23 protein-coding genes are annotated in these 18585 nt (G+C 62.7%); 12 read left to right on the plus strand and 11 right to left on the minus strand.

Annotated elements, in window-relative coordinates; genetic code table 11:
- Together B1756_RS07580 and B1756_RS07585 are read left to right on the plus strand one after the other, a co-directional pair.
- A complete protein-coding gene (locus B1756_RS07580; RefSeq protein WP_086887988.1) occupies positions 1-666 on the plus strand; it encodes a translation initiation factor IF-6 in 666 nt (221 codons plus the stop codon).
- 159 nt (positions 667-825) lie between these two features.
- Positions 826-1650 (plus strand): DUF7847 domain-containing protein, encoded by an 825-nt coding sequence (locus B1756_RS07585; RefSeq protein WP_086887989.1) that lies wholly within the window; start codon positions 826-828, stop codon positions 1648-1650.
- Between the two features lie 109 nt (positions 1651-1759).
- On the opposite strand, the gene B1756_RS07590 is transcribed toward B1756_RS07585, so the two are convergent.
- Entirely contained in the window at positions 1760-2071 is a 312-nt protein-coding gene (locus tag B1756_RS07590; RefSeq protein WP_086887990.1) for an ASCH domain-containing protein, read from the minus strand.
- A gap of 290 nt (positions 2072-2361) precedes the next feature.
- Here B1756_RS07590 and pfdA point away from each other — a divergent pair, with 290 nt between their 5' ends.
- The 4 genes from pfdA to B1756_RS07610 all read left to right on the plus strand — a co-directional run bounded on the left by pfdA (position 2362) and on the right by B1756_RS07610 (position 7965).
- Positions 2362-2826: a prefoldin subunit alpha gene (gene pfdA / locus B1756_RS07595; protein ID WP_086887991.1), complete on the plus strand. Its 465-nt coding sequence runs from the start codon at positions 2362-2364 to the stop codon at positions 2824-2826.
- A 12-nt stretch (positions 2827-2838) separates the two neighbouring features.
- Entirely contained in the window at positions 2839-4113 is a 1275-nt protein-coding gene (gene ftsY, locus B1756_RS07600; RefSeq protein WP_086887992.1) for a signal recognition particle-docking protein FtsY, read from the plus strand.
- 392 nt (positions 4114-4505) lie between these two features.
- Entirely contained in the window at positions 4506-6245 is a 1740-nt protein-coding gene (locus B1756_RS07605) for a nitrite/sulfite reductase (RefSeq protein WP_086887993.1), read from the plus strand.
- A complete protein-coding gene (locus B1756_RS07610; protein ID WP_086887994.1) occupies positions 6235-7965 on the plus strand; it encodes a Coenzyme F420 hydrogenase/dehydrogenase, beta subunit C-terminal domain in 1731 nt (576 codons plus the stop codon). The genes B1756_RS07605 and B1756_RS07610 overlap by 11 nt, the downstream gene beginning before the upstream one ends.
- Before the next feature lie 134 nt (positions 7966-8099).
- On the opposite strand, the gene hepT is transcribed toward B1756_RS07610, so the two are convergent.
- The 8 genes from hepT to B1756_RS07645 all read right to left on the minus strand — a co-directional run bounded on the left by hepT (position 8100) and on the right by B1756_RS07645 (position 15403).
- Positions 8100-8537 carry a type VII toxin-antitoxin system HepT family RNase toxin gene (gene hepT, locus B1756_RS07615; protein ID WP_161493156.1) on the minus strand — a complete coding sequence of 146 codons (438 nt, stop codon included), beginning with the start codon at positions 8535-8537 and terminating at the stop codon, positions 8100-8102.
- A complete protein-coding gene (gene mntA, locus B1756_RS07620) occupies positions 8534-8983 on the minus strand; it encodes a type VII toxin-antitoxin system MntA family adenylyltransferase antitoxin (RefSeq protein WP_086887996.1) in 450 nt (149 codons plus the stop codon). Before mntA ends, hepT begins: the two co-directional genes overlap by 4 nt.
- A gap of 162 nt (positions 8984-9145) precedes the next feature.
- Positions 9146-9574, minus strand: a complete 429-nt coding sequence (locus tag B1756_RS07625; RefSeq protein ID WP_086887997.1) for a type II toxin-antitoxin system VapC family toxin — start codon at positions 9572-9574, stop codon at positions 9146-9148.
- Positions 9571-9855 carry an AbrB/MazE/SpoVT family DNA-binding domain-containing protein gene (locus tag B1756_RS07630; protein ID WP_086887998.1) on the minus strand — a complete coding sequence of 95 codons (285 nt, stop codon included), beginning with the start codon at positions 9853-9855 and terminating at the stop codon, positions 9571-9573. Before B1756_RS07630 ends, B1756_RS07625 begins: the two co-directional genes overlap by 4 nt.
- A 166-nt stretch (positions 9856-10021) precedes the next feature.
- Positions 10022-10546, minus strand: a complete 525-nt coding sequence (locus B1756_RS07635; RefSeq protein WP_086890093.1) for a DUF7342 family protein — start codon at positions 10544-10546, stop codon at positions 10022-10024.
- A 133-nt stretch (positions 10547-10679) separates the two neighbouring features.
- Positions 10680-10829: a hypothetical protein gene (locus B1756_RS19375; RefSeq protein ID WP_161493157.1), complete on the minus strand. Its 150-nt coding sequence runs from the start codon at positions 10827-10829 to the stop codon at positions 10680-10682.
- A 76-nt stretch (positions 10830-10905) separates the two neighbouring features.
- Positions 10906-13836, minus strand: a complete 2931-nt coding sequence (locus B1756_RS07640) for a BGTF surface domain-containing protein (protein WP_086887999.1) — start codon at positions 13834-13836, stop codon at positions 10906-10908.
- A 508-nt stretch (positions 13837-14344) separates the two neighbouring features.
- Complete coding sequence (locus B1756_RS07645; protein ID WP_161493158.1) at positions 14345-15403, minus strand: BGTF surface domain-containing protein; 1059 nt, start codon at positions 15401-15403, stop codon at positions 14345-14347.
- Between the two features lie 388 nt (positions 15404-15791).
- On the opposite strand from B1756_RS07645, the gene B1756_RS19600 reads away from it, so the two are divergent.
- Positions 15792-15968: a hypothetical protein gene (locus tag B1756_RS19600; protein ID WP_186336515.1), complete on the plus strand. Its 177-nt coding sequence runs from the start codon at positions 15792-15794 to the stop codon at positions 15966-15968.
- A 110-nt stretch (positions 15969-16078) separates the two neighbouring features.
- Here the strand turns inward: B1756_RS19600 and B1756_RS20215 are convergent, their stop codons facing one another.
- Both B1756_RS20215 and B1756_RS07655 read right to left on the minus strand, forming a co-directional pair.
- Entirely contained in the window at positions 16079-16501 is a 423-nt protein-coding gene (locus B1756_RS20215; protein ID WP_086888001.1) for a putative toxin-antitoxin system toxin component, PIN family, read from the minus strand.
- Positions 16489-16752, minus strand: a complete 264-nt coding sequence (locus tag B1756_RS07655; protein WP_086888002.1) for a hypothetical protein — start codon at positions 16750-16752, stop codon at positions 16489-16491. Before B1756_RS07655 ends, B1756_RS20215 begins: the two co-directional genes overlap by 13 nt.
- A 91-nt stretch (positions 16753-16843) precedes the next feature.
- Here B1756_RS07655 and B1756_RS19605 point away from each other — a divergent pair, with 91 nt between their 5' ends.
- The 5 genes from B1756_RS19605 (at position 16844) to B1756_RS20180 (ending at position 18471) form a co-directional block, all read left to right on the plus strand.
- A complete protein-coding gene (locus tag B1756_RS19605) occupies positions 16844-17020 on the plus strand; it encodes a hypothetical protein (protein ID WP_186336516.1) in 177 nt (58 codons plus the stop codon).
- 99 nt (positions 17021-17119) lie between these two features.
- On the plus strand, positions 17120-17344 hold the full coding sequence (locus B1756_RS07660) for a DUF433 domain-containing protein (protein ID WP_086890094.1): 225 nt from the start codon (positions 17120-17122) through the stop codon (positions 17342-17344).
- A complete protein-coding gene (locus tag B1756_RS07665; RefSeq protein ID WP_086888003.1) occupies positions 17341-17664 on the plus strand; it encodes a DUF5615 family PIN-like protein in 324 nt (107 codons plus the stop codon). Before B1756_RS07660 ends, B1756_RS07665 begins: the two co-directional genes overlap by 4 nt.
- Before the next feature lie 236 nt (positions 17665-17900).
- Entirely contained in the window at positions 17901-18194 is a 294-nt protein-coding gene (locus B1756_RS07670) for a ribbon-helix-helix domain-containing protein (protein WP_086888004.1), read from the plus strand.
- Entirely contained in the window at positions 18184-18471 is a 288-nt protein-coding gene (locus B1756_RS20180) for a type II toxin-antitoxin system RelE family toxin (RefSeq protein WP_086888005.1), read from the plus strand. The genes B1756_RS07670 and B1756_RS20180 overlap by 11 nt, the downstream gene beginning before the upstream one ends.
- The last annotated feature ends 114 nt before the right edge of the window (positions 18472-18585 follow it).

Genomic DNA, 18585 nt, shown 5'->3' on the forward strand with positions numbered 1-18585 from the left:
TTGCAACGTCTCGCCTTCGCCGGGTCGTCGTACGTCGGCGTCTTCGCCAGCGCGACGAACTCGAGCGTGCTCGTCCGCCCCGACGTCGACGACGACGTCCTCGACGAGCTAGAAGCCGAACTCGAGGTCCCCGTCGTCCCCACGACCGTCGGCGGTTCCTCGACGGTCGGTGCGCTAGCAACCGGTAACGAAAACGGCATCCTCGTCAGCGCGCGCGTCCTCGAGTACGAACGCGAGCGGCTCGAGGAGACCGTCGACGTTCCCGTCGCGGAACTCCCGGGAACGATCAACGCCGCCGGCAACGTCGTGCTCGCCAACGACTACGGCGCGTACGTCCACCCCGACCTCTCGCGCGAGGCGATCCAGGTGGTCAAAGACGCACTCGAGGTGCCCGTCGAGCGCGGCGACCTCGCAGGTGTCCGCACCGTGGGGACGGCCGCCGTCGCGACCAACACCGGCGTGCTCTGTCACCCGAAGGCGACCGACGGAGAACTCGACCATCTGGAGGACGTCCTCGACGTCCGGGCCGACGTGGGCACGATCAACTACGGGGCCCCGCTCGTGGGCTCGGGACTGGTCGCCAACGAGGCCGGCTACGTCGTCGGTGAGGACACCACCGGCCCGGAACTCGGCCGTATCGAGGACGCACTCGGCTACATCGACTGAAACCAACTCGAGGGCTCGACGCCCGTTCTTCTCCCGGTTCGCTCTCCGAGCACTGGAAACGCGACTGCAGAGAGCCAGCGATAGCGCGTCTCGATGACTCAAAACCGATTTTGAGCCTACGTGACGATGTTATGATAGTACCACCAAGGGGAAGATGCTATGGCAGTACTCCCCGCGTTCAAAGACGGATTGACGATCCTCCGAACCAACCCCGTGATACTGCTCGCCGGGTTGCTGTTCGCGCTCGCCAGCCAACTCGCGACCGCTGGTGAACTGGTCGGCTCGCTGGTCGTCGTCGGCGTCGGCTTCGTCGTCGCGCTCCTCCTCGGGCCGTTCTTCCTCGGCGGCCTCATCGGCATGGCCCTCGAGGCCCTCGAGGGCTCGACGACGTCGCTCGGGCAGCTGGTCGAGTCCGGGAGAGCCTCCTACGTGTCGCTGCTCGGTGCCTCGCTCCTGTTCGGGGCCCTGCTGTTCACCGTCACCGTCGTCGGTATGTTCGTGGCGATGTTCGGTGCCGTCTTCGGATTCGCCGTCGGCGGAGCCGAATCGGGAACGGTGGCGATGCTGGCGGTCGGCCTCGGCATCCTCCTCGTACTCGCCGTGATGGCCGTCGCGTTCGTCCTGTTCATGTTCCTGCAGTTTTTCAACACGGCCATCGTCGTCGACGGCAACCGGGCGTTCGAGTCGTTCTCCCGGAGCATCTCGCTCGTCCGATCGAACCTCCGCTCGGTCGTCGGCTACTCGCTGCTCTGGATCGGCATCTCCCTCGTCGCGTTCGCACCGGTGATGGGCCTCGAGTTCGTGTTCATCGACCCCGAACTCGCCGCAGCCGGTGAGCAGACCGCCACTCGAGCCGCCATCACCGGACTCGCAGTGGTTCTGACCGGCATCCTCTACTCGTACCTGTACGCCGTCCACACGTCCTACTACACGCGACTCGGCTCGAGAACCGACGCGCCAGACGCCGAGTCCGTGGGTGCCTAGTGGCGGTCCAACCCTGAACTGATGGGTGAAACCGAACGCGGGTGCCCGGTTTCACTCGTCAGTCGACGCCTGGAACGGTACTGGTGCGAGCTGAGCCGTCAGTGAAACGTCACTGGCGCTCGAACCGGTGTAACACGACCTCGCTATCGTCGTCCCACTCGAAGTTGTCGTGAGCGCGCTCGAGCAGACCGCGATAGGCCTCGAGGTCGGGCATCCCCTCCTTCTGGGCGTCCTCGTCGGTGAGGTCGCCGAGGGTACGGTCGGTGACCTCGACGACCTCGAACGCCGTGCCGTCGATTGCGAATGTGTCGCCCTCGTCGGCGTACTGCTGGCCGCGGTGGATCTGGGTGACCTCGCCCTCGAGTGCCTGTTGTTCCATGCGGTCGTTCGGAAGCAGGGTGCCGGAGTCGAGTTCGCTCATAGTCGGCTGTACGGAGGCGCGGGTAAAGTGGTTCTGCCTTACGACGTGCTGGGGTACTGCCGTACGGGGTGCTGGGATGGCGTGTACGAACCGTACGCGCGAGTACTCGCCGGGTTTCGTGGACTGCGCCGTAGATCCCGATCGAGAGAACGGAAGGGAAGATTCTTCCGACTGCCCGCCGGATGAGGAGACATGAGTCAGTTTACGGTTACCGGTCGGTTCAACACTCGAGACGACCACGCCGCACTCGGGACGACGATCGATGCCGAAAACGAGGAGGTCGCAGCACAATGAGCCAGCAACAACTCCAGCAGCTCTCCCAGGAACTTCAGGAGATCGACCAGCAGATTCAGGCACTCCAGACAGACGTCGAGAACGTTCAGGACGAGAAGTCGAACGTCGACGAGGCCATCGACGCCCTCGACCAGCTCGAGACCGAGTCGACGGTGCAGGTGCCGATCGGCGGCGGCGCGTACCTTCGAGCGACCATCCAGGACATCGACGAAGTGATCGTCGACCTCGGTGCCGACTACGCCGCCGAACTCGAGGAAGACGACGCCGTCTCCGCACTCGAGAGCAAGAAGGAGAATCTGGACGAGCGCGTCAGCGAACTCAACTCCGAGATCGCCGAACTCCAGACCGAGCAGGAAGAACTCGAGCAGCAGGCCCAGCAACTCCAGCAACAGGCGATGCAACAGCAGCTGCAGGGTCTCGGCGGCCAGGGCGAAGGCCAGGGCCAGCAGGACGACGAGTAAGCCGCGAGACGCATGTTCGACAACCTGAAGAAGAAACTCGGAAGCTTCCGCAAGGACGCCGAGGAGGCGGCTGCAGAGAACGTCGAGGAAGTCGACGACGACGAACTCGACGAGGTCGAGGCCGCAGACGCCGCCGACGAAGCACTCGAGGCCGGTGACGGCGAAGCCGAGGCTCTCGAGGGCGACGCCGCCGACACACAGGCGGCAGCCGTCGACGAAACCGGGAGCGACGCGGTCGGTGACGATGCCGACGAAGCGGTCGAGCCGGACGTCGAAGCGGAGCCCGTCGGCGGTGTGGAAGCTGACGCAGACGACACCGGGGCTCCAGCCGCCGTCGGCGCGGAAGCCGACGAAACCGATTCAGACGAAGCCGACGCCGACGACGAGGAATCCAACTCGACCGGCTTCGGCCGGAAGGCCAGGTCGCTCGTCAAGGGCAAGTTCGTCATCGAGGAAGAAGACCTCGAAGGGCCCTTGCACGAACTCGAGCTGGCGTTACTCTCGAGCGACGTCGAGATGGGCGTCGCCGAGGAGATCCTCGACAACATCCGCGAGGAACTGGTCGGCGAGACGCGCACGTTCACGACGTCGACCGGCGAAGTCGTCGAGGAGGCACTGCGAGATGCGATCTACGACGTGATCAGCGTCGGGCAGTTCGATTTCGACGAGCGCATCGCCGTCGAGGACAAGCCAGTCACCATCGTCTTCACCGGTGTCAACGGCGTCGGGAAGACCACCTCGATCGCCAAGCTCAGCCGTTACTTCGAGGAGCGAGGCTACTCGACCGTGATGGCCAACGGCGACACCTACCGCGCCGGGGCCAACGAACAGATCGAGGAACACGCAGCGAACCTCGAGACGAAGCTCATCACCCACGAGCAAGGTGGCGACCCCGCGGCCGTACTCTACGACGGCGTCGAGTACGCCCAGGCGAACGACGTCGACGTCGTGCTGGGCGACACCGCGGGCCGTCTGCACACCAACGAAGGCCTGATGGACCAGCTCGAGAAGATCGACCGCGTCGTCGACCCCGACATGACGCTGTTCGTCGACGAGGCCGTGGCGGGTCAGGACGCCGTCAACCGCGCCCGCGAGTTCAACGAGGCTGCTGAGATCGACGGTGCGATCCTGACGAAAGCCGACGCCGACTCGAACGGTGGGGCGGCCATCTCGATCGCCCACGTCACCGGGAAGCCGATCCTGTTCCTCGGCGTCGGACAGGGCTACGACGACATCGAGCGGTTCGACCCCGAGGAGATGGTCGACCGGTTGCTGGCCGAAGACTAGCCGGCAGCGTCGTTTTTCTCCCGCTGTTCTGTCGCTCGAGGTACGGACTCTCCGATAGAGTTACCGCGTTGGCCCGGGCCACGGGTTCACGTCGAGTGACGACGCGGCGACTCGAGCGCGGGGCCCGCGGCCACACTTGCCGGGAGCGGTGACGGCGCTGGCCGGGAGGATCGGAAGATCGGCGCGTTCGGCGCGCTACGTTCGATTCGGTGACTCGAGTCGAGACGGCAGCCACTGCGATCAGGCAACATTGTCCGGCTCGGGGGACCCCCGTCAGTGTTCGCCCCATTACGGAGAGGTATACTCACGGCGGCAGTGGCCCCGTATACGATGAGTTCTGCATGCAGGTGTGCGGTCCCGGTTCCTGACTGGCGCTCGAGCGGGTGGTACCGATGAATTCGACGGAACAGAAAAAACAGGAGAAACACCCGCTCGACGTGATCGACGACGTCTACGAGTACGCCGCCGAGGGGTGTACGTTCGAGGAGATCGAGGAGCGAGCGGGCGACGGCGAGTGGGAGCGCCTGAAGTGGGCCGGCATGTACGCCCAGAAGCAGGAGGGGTTCTTCATGATCCGGACGAAGGTGCCGGGTGGCTACCTGACGCCCGAGCAGGCCGAGGTCATCGGGGAGTGTGCCCAGGACTATGCCGTCGCGCCGGAGGAGTACGGCGGCGAGACCCAAAACGAGCTGTGGGGTGACGCCTACGTCGACATCACGACCCGACAGGACATCCAGAAACACTGGATCCGCGTCGAGGACATCCCAGAGATGTGGGACCGCTACGACGAGGTCGGACTGACGACCGTCCAGGGCTGTGGCGACTCCGCCCGGAACGTACTCGGCTGTCCCGCAGCCGGGATCAGCGACCACGAGTGTTTCGACGCCCAGCCCGTCGTCGACGCCGTCTCCGACTACTTCACGGGCAACCGCGAGTACGCGAACCTCCCGCGGAAGTTCAAGCTGACGATCACCGGCTGTGCACACGACTGCGCCCAGTCTCAGATCAACGACATCGGGCTCGTGCCGGCGAAGAAGGAACTCGAGGGAGAGTTCTACTACGGCTTCCACGCCCGCGTCGGTGGCGGGCTCTCCGACGGCCCGCGAATGGCCTCCGAACTCGACGTCTTCATCCCGCCGGAAGACGCCGTCGAGTTCTGCCGCGCCGTCGCCCAGACGTTCAAAGAGCTGGGCGACCGCCACAACCGCGGTCTCTGCCGGATGCGCTATCTCGTCGAACAACTCGGCCCCGAAACGTTCGAGGAGGCCGTCCGGGACCGTCTGACGGTGGCCCTCCCCACGGCTGGCGAGAACCTGACCGTGGGCTATCAGGGTGACCACGTCGGCGTCCACGACCAGAAACAGGCCGGACTCAAATACGTCGGCTTCAACGTCATCGCCGGTCGCATGGGCGGCGACGAGTTCGCGGAAGCAGCCCGCGCCGCGACGAAGTACGGCACCGACGAGGCCTCCGTCCGGCTGGCGACCGACCAGAACTTCCTGGTTACCCACATCCCCGAAGAGAACGTCGACGACCTGCTCGCCGAACCGTTCGCCCAGGAGTACAGCCCCGACCCTGGCCCGTTCTCCCGCGGTGCGGTGGGCTGTACGGGCAACGAGTTCTGCACGTACGCCATCATCGAGACCAAACAGCGCACCAAACGCTGGGCGCGCGAACTCGACGAGCGCATCGACGTCCCCGACGAGATCGAGGCCATCCGGATGCACATGTCCGGCTGCTCGGCGTCCTGTGCCCAGCCTCAGATCGCCGACATCGGCTTCCGGGGCGAGACGGTCAAGCTGGACGACGAGGGCGAGCCGCCACGCGGCTCGGATGACGCGAGCGGGCAGCGCCCGCGAGCGCAGGACGGGAGTTCGATCGTCGAAGGGATGGACTTCGGCCTCGGCGGTGCACTCGGTGCCGACAACGAGTTCTTAGACTGGATCGAACGCGCCGTCCCCGCCGACGCCGTCATCCCAGCCATCGAACAGCTGTTCGAGTCCTACGCCGCCGAACGCGACGACGGCGAACGGTTCTACGAGTGGGCCCGCCGGACCGACAACGACCGCCTCCGGACGATCATGCAGCGTGCCGAGGCACCCGTCGCTCGAGGTGTTGCCCATGGGGATTGACAGCGAGGGCGAACGCAGTGAGCCCTCGGATCGGGCGAACGGCGAAGCCGTGAGCCGCGAGGCCGACCGACGGGAGGCCTCGAAAAATCGAGCGGGGAGTGCTGGGACCGAGCGGAGCGACCGCGCCTTCCCCGGCGTCCCCGACTCACAGACGGAGTCGTCCGACGACGAGCGCGTGCTCGTTTCCGGCGGCGCGGCCGACGAACCGACTCGAGACGGCGCGACCCACACCGCCACCGACACCGACAGTGGCTGTGGCCCCGAGACGTGCACCTGCGGCGAGAAGACCGCCGACGTCGCGTCTCCTGAGGTCGGCTCGAGCGCCTCGAGGAAGCCGAACGGATCGGTCGGCTCGAGGCCCGTCGCCACGGACGGCGCGGGCGTCGCGAACGTCGACGAGGACGGCCAGCTCGGCGACCTCGAGTTCACCGAGCCCGCCGAGGGTGTCAGTCAGGACCTCTACGAGGGCGATCCGACCCATCGCGTGGGCGTTCCCGAGGGCGTCGACCTCGATACCCCCGAGTACTCGATTCGCTCGGAGATGAACGACATCGAGACGCCCGACGAGAAGACCTGGTTCCACGAACTCGACGAGGCCGTCATTCAGGACGGGCGCTGTATCCAGTGTGGGACCTGTGTGGCGGCCTGTCCCTCCGACTCGATCGGCGTCGGTGAGGACGACCACCCCGAACTCGTCAAGATGTGCACCGGCTGTTCGCTCTGCTGGGACTTCTGTCCCCGCGGCGGCCTCCGGTACGAGCGCCAGTGGGTCGTCACTGGCGGCGAGGACAACGTCAAGGGTGCCGGCGACCCGATCACGGAGTTCTCCGCGCGCGTCGACGAGGAGTGGACCGACGAGGCCCAGGACGGCGGTGTGGTCACGCACATCCTGGCGACGCTGCTCGAGAAGGGAGAGATCGACGGCGCGCTCATCGCCACCGAGGACGACGACGAGCCCTGGAAGGCCGTCAGCTACCTCGCGACGAGCCGTGAGGACCTGATCGCCAATGCGGGGACGATCTACAACCAGACGCTGGCCGTCGGCAACCTCGACCTCGCCCAGTGGGAGCACAAGCTCCCCGACAAGGACTGGGAGGACCTGAGCCTCGCGTTCGTGGGCACCCCCTGTGAGATCGAAGGGCTGCGCGCCCTGCAGGACTTCGACTGGCACCACGACTCCCACGAAGAGGGAATCCGCGCCGTCGACTACATGATCTCGCTGATGTGCACGAAGAACTTCAACTACTACAGCCTCATCGGCGAGTTACTCGAAGAGCAACGCGGGGTCTCACCCGACCAGATCGGCAAGATGGACGTCCTCCACGGCAAGCTGATGGTCTACGACCACGACGACGAGATGATCGTCGAGGAGGACGTGACGAACTTCCACGACGCCGCGCTCAAGGGCTGTAACGAGTGTGCCGACTTCACCGGCTTCTGTTCAGACGTTACGGTGGGATCGGTCGGCTCTTCCGACGAGTACTCGAGCGTCATCATCCGAACCGAACAGGGGATGAAGGCGTGGGAACTCACCGAACCGAGTCTGGACTACCACGACCTCGAAGATCGGTCGGCGGTCGGCAAACTCCAGGGCTGGGACAAGAAGCAGGCCTTCGAGAGCCTCGAGCGCCCGTTCGACCCCGACGCCCCGCGGTTCATCGACTACACGGATCACGCCGAGAACTACGGCGTCAGGACGAATCCCCACGACGGGGTCTGAGTCCCCCCATCTCTTCGTTCGCAGCGGCTGATCGGGACCGTTCCTTCGTACCTCGCTCGAGAGGAATCGTGCTTCGCTGACGGGTGGTGAACAGACTCGAGAATCCGCCCTGAGAACGATCACGTCGCGTTGGACTACGTTTCAGTCAGATAGTCACGGATCTCCGTCAAAAACCGAACGAACCACTCGAGTTGATTTTGGAGGTGGTTGTAAACGACGTCGTGATCGAGGTCGTCACCGTAGTTGTGAGCGAGGACGGTTCGAAATCCAGCAGCACCGCGCATCTTTTCACTCGTCTCTGGAGAGATGATGCCGAGTTCTTCGAGTCGTCGGAACCGACCGGCGTACGTCTCCGGCATCTGTTCGTCGGTTGCAGTCAGGACCAATCCTGCAATATCGAGGCACGCTTCGATCGCCGTCTGGAACTCTCGTTCGACGATCGCGCGTTGTTCCCGGTCGTTACGGTAGGCATCAGGTGATAGCGATTGCTTTCGGGAGAGAACGGTCAGGGCCTCCTCGACGTACGTTGCGTTGTGCAAAATTCGCCGCTCGGTATCCTCAGGGACCGTCACGAGTCGACGCGCGCCTCCAGTCGATCGAGTATCGAATCGAACCGTCGCATCCTCGTTTCGTGAGTGTCGTCGTCCGGTCGATCCTGCTCGAACTGCGATCGGTACGCCTCGAGAACCTCCTGATCACCAGCAAGAACGGTACCAGACGTGACTGCCGACCGGCCGACTGCCGGATCGAGACGGTCGAGATCGACGACGTCGATCGCATCTCTGCCGAGCGCTTCCATCAAATCGACGATCAGTTGGACTCGCAACTCGAGTCGATCCGAGGGAGCGTGATCGCCGGCAAACGCCACGGCGACGTCGACGTCGCTCTCGGCAGTCTCGGTCCCCGTCGCGTGGGATCCAAAGAGCAGTGCCAGGGTGACTGGATACCGGTCGATAACTTCCCTCATCGCCGCCAGATCACGTTCCTCGAGGGAGTGAGGCTCCGATCCCGTGCTCATACGTTTCTGTACGAACGCGGCCAGTAAATCAATTCCCTGGGGAAACGGCCAGGGTCGCCTGCTCGAGTGTGCGTTCGTCGATCGGCATCCCCTCAGCCCGTTGCGGAGATGCTCGAGAAGCCTCTTCGAGAACGATTCCGTCCTGGTCCGCAGGTGGTCGACTCACTCGAGTGCGTCAGTGACTGGATCGACGACGGTGAGCCACTCGAGACGCTCACCGAGGCGCTCGAGCCCGGAATCGTGCGTCCAGAGGGTGGAGACGTCGTGGCGGTCCATCGCTGCGACGACCGTCGCGTCACGGCCGCCGATCCCGGTGTTCGAGTGGTTTCGGAGGAGGGCTGCCGCGTTCGAAACGTCGTCGCGAGTCAGCGTCGCGACGGTGGTGGCCTCGAGGTCGAGAAATCGATCGATTTCGGGCTGGCTATCGGCGAGTTGGCGCTGGAGGTAGTGAACGACCTCCATCTGCAGAACAGTCGTGGTGAACAGTGGCTCGTCTTCGAGCAGTCGTCCGACGGGCCTGCGGACGGAATTGTGTTCTGGAAGGTCACTATCGAGGTAGTAGATCCAGACGTTCGCGTCGAGACAGATCATTCGGTCGCGTCTGGAAGATCCGACGTCCAGTCGGCTTTCAGTTCGTCGGGAGCGAGTGAGCCGGCGGGTTGTCGTCGCGTTTCTGCCGTGATACAGCCCTCCATCGTCTCGACGAATTCCGAACGGGAAACCTGAGATGTGGGTCGGATTACGACTGCACCCTCCTCAATAGCGACTTCGACGTGTTCCCCGGCCTCGAGCGCGAGGCGTCGTCGGATCGTCTTTGGAATCGTTACTCGACCTTTCGGATCGATTCGTCGTTCGTCGGTGTCCGTTCCCATCGTTCTCGTTCCCACTTGGGTGGGAGCGGTCAAAACGGTTGCCCCGGTCGGGGAGCGTGCAGTGTCCAGATTCGGCGGGCGTGGTTGGCGATCAGGTTTTGTCCCACCGGGGTCGGCAGCATCCGTGCTCGTCAGTACCACCAGGGAGACCCATCGCGACTCAGCCTCACGCAGAGCAGGCGTCCCGTTTGGTCACCAAGTCGTATTCGTTCAGTGCTGCTCGAACCACCGAGAGCCGATTCTCGAGGTGTTCCCACTCGCTTGCGACGTCTCGTCGCTGGTCGATCTCGGCTTCGTCCTCGAGTTCCGCGATACTCGCTCGCAGTTCGCCCGGCGTTTCGACGTCGTACGTTTCCTTCCAGTCTCCGATCTGGATTCGAATCGATTTGAGTGCGGCGGTGAGTTCCTCGCGGTCGTGTTCCCGCTGGAGGGAGGCAACCTCCCGATACGTCGCCATCAGTTGATCGATGCAGTAGTGAGTCTGGTCGCCTCGCTCTACGGTTCGGAGGACGGAATCCTCGACGAGCTGGTCGAGGTACTTCCGCGCGGTCTTCACGGAGACTCCCGTCTCGTCGGCGACCCAGGAGGCGGTTCGGGGCTCCCGAAGGGTGCGTGCTGCGGCCCGGACGCGCTCTCCTCGAGTCCTCGAGGGGCGCTCGCGACGACCGTTTTCTCGGGCATCGTCGGTCATACCGTCTCCTACGGGGGTGGCGAACATATATTCACTGGGTTGGATATTTCTTCGAGAGATGGTGTGGGGCGTTCCGAGGGCGTCCGGTGTCCAGGGTGACCGTTCGTGAGACTCGAGTGAGCGGGTGCCCGAATCACCAGCGCTCGAGTCCGGTCTGTACTGGCCTGACTCGAGGTCGGGCGTCGGCGACGGGCGACGAGGGATGCGGTGAGTCGGTGGGACTCGAGCGCGCTCGAGTGACGGAGACGGGTGTGGCACTGAGCGAGTGAGTGCTGTCGCTCATCGGGTCGTGACGCGCGAAGAAAATTCGGTGTGTCGCAGGTCGCAAGGGCCGGCGTGAGCCGGTGGTTGATTACCGCTTAGTTCTGGCGGCGGAGTGCCAGCATCGCGGCGGCGAGCAGTGCGACGACAGCGATGGCGAGGCCGAAGCCTGGGACACCGTCGTCCTCGGGCTCGACGTCGTCAGCCGTGTCGTCGGCTGGTGCTGGGTCGTCGTCTTCGTGGTCGTCGACGTGGTCGTCGGCGTCGTCAGCGTGGTCGTCTTCGTGGTCGTCGGCGTGGTCGTCTTCGTGGTCGTCGACGTGGTCGTCAGCGTCTTCGACTTCCTCGACGAAGATCCCGTCAGCGTCGTCGACGGAGCTGCCACCGACGCGGAAGTCGAGTTCGGCCTCGTCGTCGACGTTGCGGTCACCGAACTCGAACTCTTCGGACGCGAACGTGCCGTCAGCGTCGATCGACACGTCCTCAGTCGAAAGGAAGCTCGGCGTGTCACCGGCGTTGGTGATACGGAGACTGGCATCGGAACCAGGTGCGACGTTCGTCTCACCCGTCACGACGGCCTCGTCGCTGGCCTCGAGCTGGACGTTGTCGTCAGCGTCGACGTTGTCGAAGTTGACTGCACGGTCGACCATCGTGAACTCGGTGCTCACGGACTCGTCAGAGTCGGGGCTGAAGTACGGGTAGGCTGCATCGCCGGATGGGTCTTCACCGGCGTCACCCAGCCACGGGTACTCGGCGAGACCATCGTGGCCGAAGTAGAACCGTTCGTCGCTGTCGGTTTCGTACTCGATAGTTGCCTCGAACGTGTCACCGTCTTCGACGTCGCGGTCGAACGCATCGGACGAACTCGTGTCAACTACAATTAACATCTGACCGTTTGTCGGGTCAGCCCAGATCAGAATGTCATCGTCGCTGGCTTCACCGAAGTCGACGTAGTTCGGGTCCTGGTTACCGACGCGATCGTCGCCTTCGATCTCGATGGTGATACCCTCACCGTCGATGTTGTTGATGGTATCGATCGTCTGTGGGTGGAAGCCGTCCTCAGTCAGTGGGTCGTAATCGTCCTCACCGGAGTGGGCGACCATCAGACCGTAGATGCCCGAGAGTTCGGCCTGAACGATGAGTCGGTCATCCTCGGGGATGTCCGTGCGAGGCGTCATCGTCGCATCGTCGTCGTCCTCACCGAACAGTTCCGAGATGTCGTGCTCGTCGGCGCTGTTCTCAGGTGCGATGAACGTGTTGATCTCGCCGATTTCGGGCGTGACCAGGTCGACCGTCGCCATGTCGAGTTCGTCGTCGACCTCGAGATCGCCGCCGTCGTCGACGGCAAACACGCCGTTTCCGCTAGCTACGACCGGGTAGTCGGTCGGCTGGAGCGGTCGGACCAACTGATTGTACGCACCCTCATCAGTGATGTCGAGTTCGGAAAGGAAGCTGTTGAAGCCGACTTGGTCTTCCTCATCCATGTCTTCGTCGTTGTAGAACTCGACGTCATCGAAGGGTTCTGGAAGGTCCTCAGCAACGTGGTACTGACCGATGAGTGCATCTCTCTCCGCATCGGTTTCCTGATCATACAGACCAATTCCATCGACCAAGCTCTCAACTTCGTCGTCACCGGAAACGACAGCCATCGGGTGGCCAGTTCCCATTAGACGCGTGTTGAGCGTCAGGTCGACTTCACCGTTGCCGGTGTCGTCCTCGACGTAGACGATGTCGACGTAGCCGACGTCCTCGTCACCGAAGACGAGGTAGGCGTCGTCGGTGTCCTCGAGGTCGATCGTCATGGAGACCGTATCACCGGCGGTCTGCGTGTAGACGCCCTGGCTGAACGAGCCATCAGCGTCGTGTTCGGTCACGTCGATCGAGGCAGTGGCCTCGGCTTCCGTGTCGTCGACTTCGAAGTCGAAGTCGTACTCACCAGTGTCGATGTCGGTGAAGTTCAGGTCGTAATCATCGTCGCTGGGAATCCAGATGGTGATGCGGTCTTCGTCGTCGTCAACACCGTCCCAGTCGTTGTCAGTGGCGAGGTCGAAGCTGTCGTCCTCGTCAGTAGTGAATATATCCTGAAGGTCCTCGACGTCGAGGTCACCGTCGGCGCTGACGTTCAGCGCGTAGCTGCCGCGGTTGGAGTCGACTTCCATCTCGGTGAGTGCGTCAGCACCGGCGTCCGTGACGGAGTCATCGTCGAACTCGACATCGAGGTTCTGGACACTCACTTCGAAAGTGTCGGCGCTGGCGATGTCGTTGTTCTGTGCTGGGAAGGACTGGTCACCGGTGATGAAGTAGTTCTCGTTCTCGAGACTGTCAGTCTCGATCACGACCACTGCCCAGTCAGAGACGTCGCCTTCGACATTGGCGTCGTCAGCGACGACATCCTCGACGTCAGCGTCTGCAGCCGTCGTGATTGTCTCTTCGGACTCGAAGGTACTCTCTCCGTCACCATCGCCGAAACTGTCGACGACGCGGAGCTCAACTTCGTCCTCACCATCACCGTCATTGTAGTAATTGTCAAGGTCTTCGCCGTAGGCGACGACGTCCTGACCCTGCCAGGCGACGCTACCATCGTAGGCGTACTCGACACCGCCGGGGGAGGCAACTGGTGGCTGCTCGTTGACAGTCACGTCAGCAGTGGCCTGATCCTCGTCACTGCGAACAGTGACCGTAGTGTCTTCACCGACATCGTCACCATCGGTTTCGTACTCGAGGGTAATCGATTCGGTAACAGCACCCTCAATGGTTACCTCTTCTTCAGCGACTGCTTCGTCCTCGCCGAAGTCGAGATAGATCGTTTCTGTGTTGTCACCATCGTCGGGGTCCGTCACCTCAACGTAAACCTCGAGGGTCTCACCCTCCGTTACTTCTGAGTTAGTCCCTGTAATCTCCACGTCGAAAGGACCTTCTGCTGCCGCCGAACCCGCGAACGCTGCGGACATGGCGACGACAGAGAGAACCATAATCGCGGCGAGGAACACCGCCCGTCCCTTTTCACGATATGATGTGTTGTCGTTCATTGATTGTGTATTGTTGTATTTCGTGTTTGTGATTGGTTAGCGTGCGATTCTCCGCGGAGGCGACCGTCGGCACCCGCCCTACGTTACAGCACCGTCCGACCCGGCCACCCAGGTAGGGGTACCCGGAGAATTAATCAGAGTATATTAAAAGTCTTGTGGGAACAATTTTCCTATTTACGCGATTGTGACTGATCCATTACAGTCAAAACAGTCCTAACTAGTCTCGAGTCTCGAGTTAGTTCTGGTAGTCAAACCCAGCAGCTGTGGCCGCTTTTAGCGGCGTGTAGCAGGTCGATTACGAGTGTTAAGTATTGGCAAGATCACCGCTCGACGAATAGAATCGAGCTCGGCGGAGTGCCGTCGCTCGAAAACGTGTACAGCCAGAGAAGTCCACGTCGCGTATTCCGCGTACGAAACAGAGCGTTACCACTGACTGCAGAAGTGTAGTGGACGCGAAGAAAAATCGGTGTGGCGCAAAAGCCGGCGTGAGCCGGTAGTCAGTTACCGCTTAGTTCTGGCGGCGGAGTGCCAGCATCGCGGCGGCGAGCAGTGCGACGACAGCGATGGCGAGGCCGAAGCCGGGGACACCGTCGTCCTCGGGCTCGACGTCGTCAGCCGTGTCGTCGGCTGGTGCTGGCTCGTCGTCAACGCCGTCGTCAGCTGGCTCGTCAGCTGGCTCGTCGGCGTGGTCGTCTTCGTGGTCGTCGGCGTCGTCAGCTGGCTCGTCGTCAGCGTCTTCGACTTCTTCGACGAAGATCCCGTCAGCGTCAGTGACGGAGCTGCCACCGACGCGGAAGTTAATCTCGGCCTCGTCGTCAACGGCGCGGTCGCCGAAGTCGAAGGCCTCGGTCTCGAAGGTTCCGTCGGAGTCGATCTCAGCGTCCTGCGTCGAGAGGAAGCTTGGCGTGTCGCCAGCGTTGCGCACGCGGACGTCACCTTCGCTGCCCGGTGCGACGTTGGTCTCACCGGTCAGGACGACGTCCTCACCAGCCTCGATCTGGACGTTGTCGTCAGCGTCGAGGTTGTGGAATTCAGCAGCGGGTTCGACGATCGTGAACTCGGTGCTCACGGACTGGTCAGAGTCGGTGCCGAGGTACGGGAAGGCTGCGTCAGCGTTGGCGCCGCTGGAGTCACCAGCACCGCCGTCGAACGGTCCGTCACCGAACTCGTAGCGGTCGTCGTCGTCGGTCTCGAACTCGAATTCAACGTCGAAGTCCTGACCGTCCTCGAGGTCGCCATCGAAGGCGTCACCGGAGGACGTGTCGACGACAACGTAGAAGACGCCTTCGTCGTTGTCGATCAGGACGAAGATGTCGCCTTCGTCCTCAGTCTCGAGTTCCAGTGCGGTGGGCTCCTGGTTGCCGATGCCGTCGTCGGCTTCGACTTCGAAGTTGACACCCTCACCGGAGTTCTCTACGAGGTGGTACAGCGCGGAGGCTTCAGTACCGTCCTCGACGATGTCGAAATCGTTGCTGGAGTTGTCAGCCAGGAAGCCGAAGATACCGCTCGCTTCGACTTCGATGATCAGACGGTCGTCTTCAGCAACGTCGGTTCGCTCCGTGATCACGTCGCGGAGTTCGTCGAGTTCGTCGTCTTCGTTGGCACTGTCTTCAGGTGCGACGTGCGTGGTGATTTGTACGAACTCCGTGCGGTCGGGATCGTCACCCTTGGGGTGGACGTTTGCCGATAGTCACCGTGTGTCGACCCCGACGAGATCGTCGGAAGCGTCCGGCCCGACGCCGAGAACCTCGTGTGGCGTCTCGGCAAGCTTCCCGTCGCTCGCCGTCTCGAGGCCCACGCCCGCCGAGATCGGTAGCGCCGCTCGAGGCCTCGTAACGTACCACTACACATGCGGACGCCCGTGACGCGCGACGAGCCGAGTCGGACTCGAGTCACCCACCGACGACCCCCTCGAGTGGTTCGACCCAACGCCCGCCGACCCCACGAGGGCCACGATGACCACCCACTGCTTCTGGGCCGACGAGGCGGATCTCCCCGACGACACCTCCCTCCCCACCTGCCCCAGCTGTGGCACCCCGATCACCCACGTCACCAGCACCGGCCCCGGCACGCACGTCGCCACCCCCTGTGGCTGTCCCGTCTCCCCGGACGTCCTCGAGCAGGACGAGTAGGCCGGGTGCTCGAGGTGACTCGAGGACTGGGGAGCGCTCGAGTGGGTGAAACGAAGCTCACTCCACGAACTGACGGGGCCACTCGTAGCGTCGAGGCTATCTCAAGATGGTCATTCCGAGCACTGCCCGTCGACGATGTCGAGAAATGTGGCGGGGTTGACAATCTCGATTCCGTCGTACGAACCAAGATCCAGCAAATGCGAATCACCGGAAACGACGTAGTCAACATCGGCGGCGACCGCACACTCGACGAACTTGTTATCGTCAGCGTCCACCACGACGTCGAGGTCCGTTTCGGGCGTGACGAAGTCGGCGTGATCAGCGTACAGAAAGAGGACTTTGGATTTGTCATCGGCCGAGAAGTCGAATTTCGGATAGTTGAGGACCCGGTGGAGTTCGTTCAGCATCGCCTGTGACGCAGCGAGCGAAACTTCGCCAGTCAGCACCAACTCGACACACTCTTCTGGAGTGCCACCCCATCCGTACGCTGAGATGACGACGTTCGTGTCGAAAACAGCAGTTATCTCGCCCATTCGATCGCTCGTTCCACTTCGTCCTGCTCGATTCCCTTCTCTTCGAACCGACGCTGGGTTCGCTCACGAACCTCACGAGAGACGCCAACTGGGTCGTCTTCGATAGTGGCCTGGAATTCCAGAAGCCGGCCCACGAGATCGTTCAGCGCACTCACGCGAGTCGATCCCTCGCCAACGACGCCAGTCTCACTATCCACCGCCTCGAACTGGCCGTCGATCTGTGAGACTTCGACAGTCGAGGTCGTGCTCATTAGTATCGTTTACTGCCTACTCCGTGGTAAAAGCTTCTGCGCCGCCGTTCATTGTCGTGTGCGCGCCCGCTCGAGGGCAAGGTGCCCGTCGATGACCGACTTCGACTGCTTCTGGGCCGACGAAGCGGACATCCCCGACGACGTGGACCTCCCCATCTGCGGTGGCTGTGGCACCCCGATCACCCACGTCACCAGCACCGGCCCCGGCACGCACGTCGCCACCCCCTGTGGCTGTCCCGTCTCCCCGGACGTGCTCGAGTGCGAGTAGGCCGGATGCTCGGGCTGACTCGAGGACTGCAGGGCCGCTCGAGCGCCGGCGAACTACGTGACCGGGAATTTGATTACGACCGCACACGAACGAATCGATATGACCATCGTCCACGACCCAGCCCACAGTGATGGTTCTCCGACGGTGGATGGGACCGGCATCCGGGTGAAAGATATCGCGGTCGCGTACGAACGGAGTGGGTACGACCCTGACGAAATTACACAACTGTACCCCGACCTCTCGTTGAGCGACGTCCACCGAGCGCTGGCGTACTACTACGACCATATCGACGACTTCCGGTCTGTCGCCTCGACACCGGCATGAGGCCGCTATACTGCGACGAGAGTATCTGGATTCCCGTTGCAGACGGACTCCGCCGTCGTGGCTGGACCATCCACACCACCCGTGGAGAGTCGATGCTCGGTGCTCCCGACCGGGAGCAGTTAGCGTTCGCGGTCGACAACGACTGGGTGCTGGTGACCTTCGACGACGACTTTCTTTCACTCGTCGAGAGCGAACAGCTCGAGCACAGCGGTATCATCTACGTCAGACAGGCCGGGCGAGATATCGGTGACGTCGTCAAAGCCGTCGACGCCCACCTCGAGACGCGGTCGCCCGACGATCGAGATATCGCCTACTGCTGATTCTCCAGCGGACAGACGAGCACGTCGCCACCCCCTGTGGCTGTCCCGTCTCCCCGGACGTCCTCGAGGGCGACTAGGCCGGGTACTCGGGCTGGCTCGAGGACTGGGGGCCGCTCGACGACCCCACTGCACCACTGGCTTCAGACGGCGACTGGAAGTATCTCGTCTCCGTCGACGTCGCGACTCCAGTTCGTGAGAACCCTTATTACGACACCTGCGTAAAGCACGTGTATATCATGTCCGGCACAGACACAGCCAACGGCGGGGACGAACCGGAGACGGTCCAGATCAACCTTCGGGTGAGCAAAGCGTTTCTCGAGGACATCGACCAGACCTGGAAGCGCCACGGGTTCAATTCTCGAAGTGAATTCCTCCGGTATGCAGCCCGCGACGCGATCAAGCACCCGGAGTTCTCACGGGAGGGGTGGAAACAGATCGCCGCGAGTGAACACGAGCTGCGAACAGGTGCCGAGGAACTCGTTTCGCGTGAGGACGTTCTCGAGCTGATGGCGACAGAAGATGACGAGTGACGAAGACTGGACGTGGAAGTTTACCCCTCGAGCGGCGGATCAGTTCGCGTCCCTCGATCCACACATTCAGGATCGGATCGTGTCGAAGCTCGACGACGTCGTCGACTCCGACTGGCGCAATCCAGATGATTTCCTCGAACCGCTAACCGGCGGGCCATTCGACAAACTACGCGTTGGCCAGTACAGAGTAGCCTGCGTCCCCAATCACGGAACCGCTACACTCGAAGTTCATCGGATCGAACATCGAAGTGGTGCGTATACTGCTGACGACGATTGACGTGCCGTTCGAAACGAGCGGCGGATTCTGAACAGACCCTCAAGATCCCCATCTGCTCTGGCTGCGGCACCTCCCATCACTCGCGTCGCCACCCCCTGTGGCTGTCCCGTCTCC

The sequence above is a fragment of the Natrarchaeobaculum aegyptiacum genome (genome assembly GCF_002156705.1).
GTDB classification, from domain to species: domain Archaea; phylum Halobacteriota; class Halobacteria; order Halobacteriales; family Natrialbaceae; genus Natrarchaeobaculum; species Natrarchaeobaculum aegyptiacum.

Excerpts from the sequence above, each read along its gene's own strand:
- pfdA (WP_086887991.1), top strand. The coding sequence starts at position 2,362 with ATGAGCCAGCAACAACTCCAGCAGCTCTCCCAGGAACTTCAGGAGATC.
- B1756_RS07640 (WP_086887999.1), bottom strand. The coding sequence starts at position 13,836 with ATGAACGACAACACATCATATCGTGAAAAGGGACGGGCGGTGTTCCTC.
- B1756_RS07655 (WP_086888002.1), bottom strand. The coding sequence starts at position 16,752 with ATGAGCACGACCTCGACTGTCGAAGTCTCACAGATCGACGGCCAGTTC.
- B1756_RS07605 (WP_086887993.1), top strand. The coding sequence starts at position 4,506 with ATGAATTCGACGGAACAGAAAAAACAGGAGAAACACCCGCTCGACGTG.
- mntA (WP_086887996.1), bottom strand. The coding sequence starts at position 8,983 with ATGAGCACGGGATCGGAGCCTCACTCCCTCGAGGAACGTGATCTGGCG.
- B1756_RS07590 (WP_086887990.1), bottom strand. The coding sequence starts at position 2,071 with ATGAGCGAACTCGACTCCGGCACCCTGCTTCCGAACGACCGCATGGAA.
- B1756_RS19605 (WP_186336516.1), top strand. The coding sequence starts at position 16,844 with ATGACCGACTTCGACTGCTTCTGGGCCGACGAAGCGGACATCCCCGAC.
- B1756_RS19375 (WP_161493157.1), bottom strand. The coding sequence starts at position 10,829 with ATGAGCGACAGCACTCACTCGCTCAGTGCCACACCCGTCTCCGTCACT.
- ftsY (WP_086887992.1), top strand. The coding sequence starts at position 2,839 with ATGTTCGACAACCTGAAGAAGAAACTCGGAAGCTTCCGCAAGGACGCC.
- B1756_RS20215 (WP_086888001.1), bottom strand. The coding sequence starts at position 16,501 with ATGGGCGAGATAACTGCTGTTTTCGACACGAACGTCGTCATCTCAGCG.
- B1756_RS07585 (WP_086887989.1), top strand. The coding sequence starts at position 826 with ATGGCAGTACTCCCCGCGTTCAAAGACGGATTGACGATCCTCCGAACC.
- B1756_RS07635 (WP_086890093.1), bottom strand. The coding sequence starts at position 10,546 with ATGACCGACGATGCCCGAGAAAACGGTCGTCGCGAGCGCCCCTCGAGG.
- B1756_RS07610 (WP_086887994.1), top strand. The coding sequence starts at position 6,235 with ATGGGGATTGACAGCGAGGGCGAACGCAGTGAGCCCTCGGATCGGGCG.
- B1756_RS07625 (WP_086887997.1), bottom strand. The coding sequence starts at position 9,574 with ATGATCTGTCTCGACGCGAACGTCTGGATCTACTACCTCGATAGTGAC.
- B1756_RS07665 (WP_086888003.1), top strand. The coding sequence starts at position 17,341 with ATGAGGCCGCTATACTGCGACGAGAGTATCTGGATTCCCGTTGCAGAC.
- B1756_RS07670 (WP_086888004.1), top strand. The coding sequence starts at position 17,901 with ATGTCCGGCACAGACACAGCCAACGGCGGGGACGAACCGGAGACGGTC.
- B1756_RS07660 (WP_086890094.1), top strand. The coding sequence starts at position 17,120 with ATGACCATCGTCCACGACCCAGCCCACAGTGATGGTTCTCCGACGGTG.
- B1756_RS19600 (WP_186336515.1), top strand. The coding sequence starts at position 15,792 with ATGACCACCCACTGCTTCTGGGCCGACGAGGCGGATCTCCCCGACGAC.
- B1756_RS20180 (WP_086888005.1), top strand. The coding sequence starts at position 18,184 with ATGACGAGTGACGAAGACTGGACGTGGAAGTTTACCCCTCGAGCGGCG.
- B1756_RS07630 (WP_086887998.1), bottom strand. The coding sequence starts at position 9,855 with ATGGGAACGGACACCGACGAACGACGAATCGATCCGAAAGGTCGAGTA.